At 61.1% G+C, this 9,196-nt stretch carries 11 protein-coding genes; 8 read left to right on the top strand and 3 right to left on the bottom strand.

Translation table 11 applies throughout. The features are described from left to right. From ABYO54_RS09920 to ABYO54_RS09910, 3 genes are all read right to left on the bottom strand, one after another. The coding region (locus ABYO54_RS09920) for an SLC13 family permease (RefSeq protein ID WP_372808094.1) at positions 1–1,079 on the bottom strand (1,079 nt) is incomplete at its 3' end. A 10-nt stretch (positions 1,080–1,089) separates the two neighbouring features. Then, positions 1,090–2,007 carry a PTS sugar transporter subunit IIA gene (locus ABYO54_RS09915; RefSeq protein ID WP_372808093.1) on the bottom strand — a complete coding sequence of 306 codons (918 nt, stop codon included), beginning with the start codon at positions 2,005–2,007 and terminating at the stop codon, positions 1,090–1,092. Positions 2,008–2,110: 103 nt separating this feature from the next. Further along, positions 2,111–2,782 (bottom strand): PTS sugar transporter subunit IIA, encoded by a 672-nt coding sequence (locus ABYO54_RS09910; RefSeq protein ID WP_372808092.1) that lies wholly within the window; start codon positions 2,780–2,782, stop codon positions 2,111–2,113. A 220-nt stretch (positions 2,783–3,002) separates the two neighbouring features. Between ABYO54_RS09910 and ABYO54_RS09905 the strand changes: the two genes are divergently transcribed. The 8 genes from ABYO54_RS09905 to atpD all read left to right on the top strand — a co-directional run. Further along, on the top strand, positions 3,003–3,467 hold the full coding sequence (locus ABYO54_RS09905) for a PTS sugar transporter subunit IIA (RefSeq protein WP_372808091.1): 465 nt from the start codon (positions 3,003–3,005) through the stop codon (positions 3,465–3,467). 4 nt (positions 3,468–3,471) lie between these two features. Beyond that, positions 3,472–4,491, top strand: coding sequence for a F0F1 ATP synthase subunit A (locus ABYO54_RS09900; RefSeq protein ID WP_372808090.1), 1,020 nt, complete (start codon positions 3,472–3,474; stop codon positions 4,489–4,491). Positions 4,492–4,514: 23 nt separating this feature from the next. Continuing rightward, positions 4,515–4,697, top strand: coding sequence for an ATPase (locus ABYO54_RS09895; RefSeq protein ID WP_372808089.1), 183 nt, complete (start codon positions 4,515–4,517; stop codon positions 4,695–4,697). A gap of 22 nt (positions 4,698–4,719) precedes the next feature. After that, a complete protein-coding gene (locus tag ABYO54_RS09890) occupies positions 4,720–5,268 on the top strand; it encodes a hypothetical protein (protein WP_372808088.1) in 549 nt (182 codons plus the stop codon). Then, positions 5,265–5,663 (top strand): F0F1 ATP synthase subunit delta, encoded by a 399-nt coding sequence (locus tag ABYO54_RS09885; protein WP_372808087.1) that lies wholly within the window; start codon positions 5,265–5,267, stop codon positions 5,661–5,663. Before ABYO54_RS09890 ends, ABYO54_RS09885 begins: the two co-directional genes overlap by 4 nt. A 32-nt stretch (positions 5,664–5,695) precedes the next feature. After that, a complete protein-coding gene (gene atpA / locus ABYO54_RS09880; RefSeq protein ID WP_372808086.1) occupies positions 5,696–7,225 on the top strand; it encodes a F0F1 ATP synthase subunit alpha in 1,530 nt (509 codons plus the stop codon). A gap of 10 nt (positions 7,226–7,235) precedes the next feature. Then, on the top strand, positions 7,236–8,129 hold the full coding sequence (atpG, locus tag ABYO54_RS09875; protein WP_372808085.1) for an ATP synthase F1 subunit gamma: 894 nt from the start codon (positions 7,236–7,238) through the stop codon (positions 8,127–8,129). Between the two features lie 65 nt (positions 8,130–8,194). Continuing rightward, on the top strand, positions 8,195–9,196 hold a 1,002-nt coding region (gene atpD, locus ABYO54_RS09870), incomplete at its 3' end, for a F0F1 ATP synthase subunit beta (protein ID WP_372808084.1).

Here is a 9,196-nt window from a genome sequence, read left to right as displayed (position 1 = left end):
TGGATCAGCGCCTGGTCGTCGAGCCCCATCTGCTGGGCGAAGACCGGAATGATCCCCTTCACCAGCGGAATCATCGCCATCACCAGCGGAATGTTGTCGACGATGGCGGAGGCGATGGCGCTGAACCATAGGATGGTGAGCGCGGTGGCCATCAGGTTGCCGCCACAGATGTGCAGGATGAATTCGCCCATGGCCTCGAAGACGTGGGCGTGCTCCAGCGCGCCGATCATCATGAACAAACCGGAGAAGAAGAGGATCGTGTTCCACTCCACATGCATCAGCGAATGGTGGATGTCTTTTTTGCAGACGAGCACCATCAGCATCGCGCCGGCCAAGGCAATGATGCCCGGTTCGATCTCGAGCACGCGGCCGCCGAAGAAGCCGGCGAGGATCAGGGCGAAGACGAGCAGCGACTTTTTGAGCACGACGGGCTGGAGGATCGCCTTTTCGGGGCGCGACTGTTCGATGCGCTTGCGGGTCTGTTCGGTCGTGCGCGTGTTTTTGCGGAAGAGCAGGGCCATCAGCGCCAGCAGCAGCACCATGGCCACCAGCACCGGCGGAGTCAGGTTGATCAGGAAGTCGTTGAACGACAGGTGCGTCTGCGAACCGATCAGAATGTTGGGCGGGTCGCCGACGAGCGTGGCGGTGCCCCCGATATTCGAGAAGATCGCCTCCATGATCAGGATCGGCGCGGCGGGCATTTCCAGCAGCTGGCAGAGCAGGATCGTGATCGGCGCCATCAGGATGACGGTGGTCACGTTGTCGAGGAAGGCCGAGAGCACGGCGGTGAGGATCATGAAAAAGACCACGATCAGCAGGCCGTTGCCCTTGGCGGCGCGCGCCAGTTTGATGGCGAGCCATTCGAATACGCCCGTATCGGTGAGAGTGTTGACGACGACCATCATGCCGATGAGCAGGAACAGCACGTTCATGTCGATCGCGCGCAGCGCCTCCTCGTAACCGACGAGGTGCAGGCCGACCATCAGCCCGGCGCCGATGAGCGCGGCAATGGTTTTATCGATGATTTCGGTGGCGATGAAGAAGTAGACCACCAGGAAGACGAGAATTGGGAACAGCATGGTTGGCTCCTTAGTGGTTGATCACGTTGTCGAGAACGAGGCCCTTGTCGATCGTGCCGACCCAACGCTTTTGTTCGTCGACGACGTAGAGCTTGGGGCAGGATTTGATCGCCAGGTCGAACACGGCTTCCATGATGGTGTAGTCCATGGGTACGGTCCGCGCGCTTTCCTCCATCATGTCGCAACAGAGGGTCGAACTTTCGTCTTCGAAATATTTCTCGAAGGGATCGAACTCGGCGATGAAGGAGACGCTCTTGAGCTGGCCGAAGAAGTCGGGCAGGCCATATTTGAAGAGGCGCTCGATGGTGATTTCGCCGAGGATGTGCCGCTGATCGTCCACCACCGGCACGGCGTGCAGGTTGTTGACGCTCATCAGGTGCGAGCATTTCGATACCGGTTCCGCCCCGAGCACGCTGAAGCGCGGCGGCCGCATGATGTCGCGCGCCAGAATCGGCTTGTCGATCCGCGGATCGTGCGCCTTGATGATATTGCGCAGCTCGGCGGCATTGCCGGCATCGAGCACTTGCCTCCGCACATCGGCATCGGACAGCAGGCGCGTGAGCTGCGCCATGATCTTCAGCGAAATCGACGGATCGGAGATGGGCACCAGAATCAGGCAGATGATCCGCACCGGGCTACCGTCGAAATCGACGGGCTCCTTAAAGGTCGCGAGGGCGAAGATGGCTTTCTTGAGGTTCTCCAGCCTGGCGTGGGGGAAGGCAATGCCCTCGCCCATGGCGGTGGAGAGCCGCTCTTCGCGGTCGATGAGCGCCTGCAGGACCGACTCGTGCGAGAGTTGGTCGTTCACGGTGTAGAACCCGTTGCCGCAGAGCCGCTCGAGCATGGCCGAGAAGATGGCGTCGCGCGGGCCGGATGCAAGGCCGGGCTGCCACGATTCCTCGCGGCGGGTGTAGTTCATGATGTTCATTGGCAATCCCTCCTCAGGCCTGGGGTGGCCGGGGTCTGAAGTTCGTGTGGCTTATATCCATGATTTTTCCGCTCCAACGGTTGGGCTCCTGTCCGATTGTTGTTCATTGCGCAACCAGATCCCGATCCATCTCGGCCAGCGCCGCATGGATTTTCTCCCGCGCCGCCACCGACTGCAGCAAGGCGGCGAAGGCCGGTTGCCGGACGGCATGGGCCAGCCGCGACATCACCCGGATGCTCGCCTGCGCCGAGGGGCTTAATAAAAGAAAAACGATCGAGACAGGCTGTTTATCGATCGCATAGAAATCAACGGGGTTTTCGAGAAAGCCCAGGGAAACCATGGGGCTGGCGAGCCCTTGCAGCACGATATCGCGGCAATGCGGGAAGGCAATCCCCTCGCCGACGGCGGTGGTGGCCAGTTGTTCCCGTGCGCACAAGAGATCGAGGACATTCGCGGCATCGGCTTGCGGCGGCAGGCGCATCAGGGAGAGTTGCTGTTCGAGCACGCTGCGCACATCGCTTCCGCCGACCCGGTAAAAAATGCCGCCCGCCCGCACGCATTGCTCCAGATATACCGGCGCCGCGCCGTCGACCGCCGCAGGCACATCGCCTGGCGTCGAGGACTGCGCCGCGACCCACCGCTGCACTTCGCTGCGGGAAAAGCGATATTGCGACCCCACCCGGTAAAACGGGATCTGCGCAGCGGCGATCCACCGGTAAATGGTTTTATCCGAAACATTCAATAATTCCGCAACTTGTTTTACGCCGATTTCCATAATGTGGCCATTTATGGACATCCTTGTACATTTGTCAAACCCGCAGTCTAATTTTTATCACCATTGTCATCGCTTGACATCAATATTCTCGATTATTGACTAGACGGCCCTTTACCATCGCCGTAGAGTGCGCGGCTCAATTTTTACAAATAACGCACACCACGCGGTGCAGCCGTCATTTTTGAAAGATTTGGCTCGGTGCGTGTCGCAGGAAAACAGCATGGCCAACGAAACGCTAAAGAGCAGTTTGGACCCCGCCTGCATCAGGCTGGAACTGAATGCATCGACCCGTGACGGCGCGATCAGCGAACTGATCGACCTGATCCACGCCAAGCATCACCTCAAGAACCCGGAAGAAGCGCTGCGCGTGGTGATGGAGCGCGAGCAGAAGATGAGCACCAGCCTGGAGAACGGCATTGCGGTTCCCCATGGCAAAGCCGACTCCATCGATCACCTGCTGGTCGCGGTCGGCCTGAAGAAAAAAGGGATCGACTTCAAAAGCGCCGACGGGCAGCGGTCCAACATCATCATTCTGATTCTTTCTTCCACCGCCCGCGTCGGGCCGCACATGCGTTGCCTGGCCGAAATCGGACGTCTGCTGCAGTCGGACGCCAACCGCAAGAAAGTATTAGCCGCCAAGGATGCAGAAACGGTCTACGAGATCATGTCCTGCACGGAGATGTAAAGCCATGTCTGGAACCTCATCCAATAAGCAACTCGGTCACGGTATCCAACCGGCGGGGCGCTGGATGAGACTGCTCGCGGCAATCTTCTTATTCGGCCTTTCGCATCTTTGCCATTCCGCCGAACACCCCGCCGGCGAACCGACCGCCATCGAACACGTGGCCCCCGAAGGCACCGCCCACGAAGCGGCCGCCGAAGAACACGAGGCGCACCTCTCGCCGTTTGCCCCCGAGATTTTCAGCATCGGCGGGATGCCGGTCACCAACTCGATGATCACCGGCTGGCTGGCCGCGATCGTTCTGATTTCGATTTCCATCCGGTTCCAGTTGCAGGTTCGCGCCGATCGCAACACGCGTTTTACCGCCGCCGTCGAAGCTCTGGTGGTTGCCCTACACGGCTTCCTGGCCGAGATCATGGGCGAAAAACTGGCCAAAAAGACCTTTTGGCTGCTGGGATCCTTCTTCGTTTTCATTCTCTGCTCGAACCTGCTGGGCCTGTTTCCCGGCATCGGCAGCGTCGGCTGGGGGCAGGAGGGCGAACATCACTTTGCGGTAACGACGCCGCTGTTCCGCGGGGTCAACGCCGACCTCAACACGACGCTCGCGCTTGGCGCGCTGTTCTTCTTCTTCTGGTTCATTTGGGCCTGGAAGGCAAACGGACCCGTCGGCCTCCTGAAGCACATTTTCGGCTTCAGCGGAGAGGCGGCCGGCGTCATGCGCGTGGCCATGGTCATCGTTTTTATCGCCGTCGGCTTCCTGGAAGTGCTTTCGATCGTCATCCGGCCGTTTTCGCTGGCGCTGCGCCTGTACGGCAACATCTTTGCCGGCGAGGTGGTTTTGGACACCATGCTGCACAAAGTCCCGTTGCTAAGCTGGCTGTTGCCGGTGCCCTTTTACATGATGGAGGTGCTCGTTGGCCTGATTCAGGCACTGGTGTTCACCTTGCTTTCCGCCGTTTTTGTCATGTTGATTTGCAGTCACGATGAAAAAGAACCTCATTCGGAAACAAAACCGGATGCGTCATAAACAACCCTGAGAAGGAGCAAGAAATGGAATCCATTCATATTGGTATCGCGGCGGCCGGCGGAGCGCTCGGCGTTGGTTTGATTGGCTACGGCGCGGTAATGGCCGTTGGCCGCAACCCGGGCGCGAGCAGCAAAATCATGGTTCAGGCCATTCTGGCCATTGCGTTTGCCGAGGCCTGCGTGTTTTACGCCATCTTCCTGAAATAAGCCGGAAAGCTGACGGAGCATTATGAGCACATTGTTTACACTGGCAGTCGCTGAAAACCCGTTCTCTCGATTCGGGGTCAATTGGTACGATTTCACCTCCCAGGCCATCGCATTCCTGATCATTGCGTGGATCCTGAACAAGTTCGTATTCAAGACTGTCATGAAAACCGTGGCGGAACGGCAGCGGGCCGCCGACGAGGCCGCCGCCAACAATGCCCGTATCCAGCAGGAGCTTCAGGCGGTCGAAGAATCCCGCAAAGCGGTGCTGAAAACGGCGCAGGAACAGGCGGATCGGGTCGTCTCCGAGGCCCGGGCGCACATGGCCGAAATGGTCAGCCAGGAAAAGCAGCGCTGCGAACTGCTGGGAACCGAGCTGCTGGCCCAGGCGCGCGAAGAAGCGCGGCTGGACCAGGCCCGCCTTAAAAACGAGCTGCGCGGCGACATTGCAACCATGGTGGTGAAGCTGACCGCCAAACTGACCCAAATGAACCTCGGCCAGGCCGATCGCGAGCGCTTGCTGCAATCGGCCATCGACGGGATGACCGCACCGGCGGAGAAGCCGCAATCATGAAACCGACCCGTCAACATCGCCGCGAGGCGCGCCTGCTCTGGAAATCGGTTACGGCTGACGGCGTTCCGGATGCGGAGCGCATCCGGGCGGCGGTGCAAACGTTGCCGCAGCAGATCGGGCGCAATGCCGAACCGGTGCTGCGCTGTCTGGCCCAGCGGCTGGAGGTCTACATCCGCTCCAACCGCATCCATATCGTCAGCGCCGACCCGCTCTCGCCCGAACAACGGCAACAGCTGGCCGGGCGGACGGAAGGCGCCGCCGCGCTGGCCGGGGTCGAGTTCAGCGTCGATCCGGCGGTGCTCGGCGGCTTGCGGTTCGAGCAGGGTTATCAGGTGACGGACAGCACCCTTGCGCGGCAACTCGACGTACTAAAAGACATGCTGCTGCAACATTGAATTTTTCGGAGTGAAAGGCGGACGAACGTATTATGCAATCAATCGTAACAGAGATCGAACAAACCCTGGAGCAGTTCCATCCGGACGCTCATTGTGAAGAGACCGGCAAGGTGATGGAAATCGGCGACGGCGTGGCCCGAATCGAAGGCCTGCGCAACGTCCGCCTCAACGAAATGATCGACTTCGGCGACGGCATCATGGGCCTGGCGCTGAACCTCGAGGAAAACAGCGTCAGCGCCGTCGTACTCTCCGAGGCCAACACCGTCCGCGAAGGCCAGACGGTCCGCGCCACCGGCCGCCTGCTCGAAATCCCCTGCGGCCGCGCCATGCTTGGCCGCGTGGTCGACCCGCTCGGCCGTCCGCTCGACGGCAAGGGTCCCATCGACGCCGGCGATGTGAATCCGGTCGAGCGCCCCGCCCCCGGCATCATCGGCCGCCAGTCCGTCTCCGCCCCGCTCCAGACCGGCATTCTGGCCATCGACGCCGTCATTCCGATCGGCCGCGGCCAGCGCGAGCTGATCATCGGCGACCGCTCCACCGGCAAAACCACCATCGCCATCGACACCATGATCAACCAGGCGCGCCTCAACCGCGAGGCGGAAGTCGAGGTCGACACCAAGATCCATCCCGTCTACTCGATCTATGTCGCGATCGGCCAGCGGCAGTCGAGCGTTGCGCAGATCGTGCGGACGCTCGAAGAAACCGGCGCGCTCAAATACAGCGTGGTGGTGGCCGCCACCGCGGCGGACTCCGCCGCCATGCAATATCTCGCCCCGTTCAGCGGCACCGCCATCGGCGAATGGTTCATGGACCACGGCATGGATGCGCTGCTCGTCTACGACGACCTCTCCAAGCACGCCGTCGCCTACCGCCAGATGTCGCTGGTGCTGCGCCGCCCCTCCGGCCGCGAAGCCTATCCGGGCGATATTTTCTACCTGCACAGCAGGTTGCTCGAACGCTCCGCCAGCCTGTCGAAAACCCACGGCGGCGGCACGCTGACCTCGCTGCCGATCATCGAAACGCAGAACGGCGACGTCTCGGCCTACATTCCCACCAACGTCATCTCCATCACCGACGGACAGATTTATCTGGAAGGCGACCTGTTCCACCAGGGCATCCGCCCGGCCATGTCGGTCGGGATCTCGGTTTCCCGCGTCGGCTCGGCCGCGCAGACCAAAGCGATGAAGTCGGTGGCCGGCAAGGTGAAGCTGGAGCTGGCGCAGTATTACGAAATGAAGGCGTTTGCCCAGTTCGGCTCCGACCTCGATGCCAAAACCGTCGCGTTGATCGAGCACGGCAAGCGCATCACCGAGCTGTTCAAGCAGAAGCAGTACAACCCCATTCCGGTGGAAGAGCAGGTGGCCCAGCTGTGGGCCGCCCAAAAGGGCGTCTTCGCCGAAGCCCCCGCCGAAGAAACCCACGCCACCCGCGACCGCTGGATCGAGTCCATTCGGAGCAAAAACCCGAAGCTGCTCCACCAGATCAAAAAGGAGCGCAAGCTGACGCCGGAAATCATCGAGGCGCTCGAAGCCGTACTGGCCGAGTACCAGGCGACCATCTAACGGATCCATCATGGCAAACCTACGCGACATACGGCAGCGCATTAAGGCAATCCGCTCCATGGCCAAGATCACCAAAGCCATGCAGATGGTGGCGATTTCGAAAATGAAAAAAGCGCAGGATGCCGCGACCTTCGGCATTCCCTATGCGGACATGCTCAACGACATTCTCACGCAGGTCACCCAGCACGTCGGCACCTACGAACACGGGCTGATGGAAACGCGCGAGGGCGGGCTGAAGCTGGTAATTCTGGTCGGCACCGACCGCGGGCTGTGCGGATCGCTCAACACCAACGTCTTCCGCGAAGTGGCCCAGTACGATCGCGATACCACGCTGTTCGTTGCCCTCGGCAACAAGGCCGCGCAGTTCATCGAGCGCACCGGCCGCGAGCTGATCGTGGACTTCGACTACGGCGATCCGCCGCAGCTCTCCGAGGCGCGCCTGGTCTGCCGCTTCGTCACGCAGCTGTTTCTCGACGAGGAAATCAACAGCGCGGAGATTGTCTTCAGCGACTACATCTCCACCTTCAAGCAGGAACCGCTCACCTGGAACTTCCTGCCGGTGGGCGGCGTGCAGGAATCGTTCGACCGCCTGCCCGACTCGCTCAAGCACTCCAAAATGGCCGCGCAAGAGGCCGGCGTGAACGGCATTACGGAATTCGAGTTCGAGCCGGACGTCAACACGGTCTACGAATCGCTCTTGCTGCGCAGTCTGGACTACCAGCTGTTGCAGATCATGCGGGAAGTGCGCGCCAGCGAACACAGCGCGCGCATGGTCTCGATGAAGCAGGCGACCGACAACGCCCGCGATATGGACAGCCATCTCCAGCTGGTCCACAACAACCTGCGGCAGGCGGCCATCACCAACGAGCTCCTCGAGCTCGGCAGCGCGGCCGGAGCGGATTAAACAAGACATACAGGCGGTCGAAACCGCGGATTTGATAACAGTAATTGCAGGGAAATGAGGCGCACATGAGTCAGGGAAAAGTGGTACAGGTCATCGGGCCGGTCGTCGACGTTGAATTCGAAAACGTTGCCGATCTGCCCGCAATTTATGACGCACTCGTCGTCGAACACGAAGCGGGCGGCGCCGCGCAGAAGCTGGTGCTCGAAGTGCAGCAGCATGTCGGCGGCAACTGGGTGCGCACCATCGCCATGGGCGCGGCCGAAGGCTTGCAGCGCGGCATGGCCGTCACCGCCACCGGCGCCCCGATCACCGTCCCCGTCGGGCAAGGCGTGATGGGCCGCATGATGAACGTCACCGGCGACCCGATCGACGAGCGCGGCGACATCAAGACCGAGCAGCGCTTCTCGATCCATCGCCGCCCCCCGGCCCTGACCGAACAGTCCATGAAGCCCGAAGTCCTGACGACCGGCATCAAAGTGATCGACCTGATCTGCCCCTTCCTCAAAGGCGGCAAGGTCGGCGCCTTCGGCGGTGCCGGCGTGGGCAAGACCGTGGTCATCATGGAGCTGATCAACAACATTGCCAAACTGCACGGCGGCTACTCCGTCTTTGCCGGCGTCGGCGAACGCTCCCGCGAGGGCAACGACCTCTATCACGAAATGTCCGAGGCCGGCGTCATCAACCAGAAAAAACTGGACGAGTCCAAAATCGCGCTGGTTTACGGCCAGATGAACGAACCGCCGGGCGCCCGCATGCGCGTCGCGCTGACCGGCCTGACCGTCGCCGAATATTTCCGCGACGAAAAGATGCAGGATGTGCTGCTGTTCGTGGACAACATTTTCCGTTTCTCGCAGGCCGGCTCCGAAGTGTCGGCGCTGCTCGGCCGCACGCCGAGCGCCGTGGGCTACCAGCCGACGCTCTCGACCGAAATGGGCGAGCTGCAGGAGCGCATCACCTCCACCCACTCGGGGTCGATCACCTCGTTCCAGGCGGTCTATGTGCCGGCCGACGACCTGACCGACCCGGCACCGGCCACCACCTTCGCCCATCTCGACGCCACCATCGTG

This window comes from Pontiella sp., assembly GCF_041622395.1.
Classification (GTDB): Bacteria; Verrucomicrobiota; Kiritimatiellia; order Kiritimatiellales; family Pontiellaceae; genus Pontiella.
Note: the sequence above shows the minus strand (reverse complement) of the source record. Positions and strands in the feature narration are given on the sequence as shown.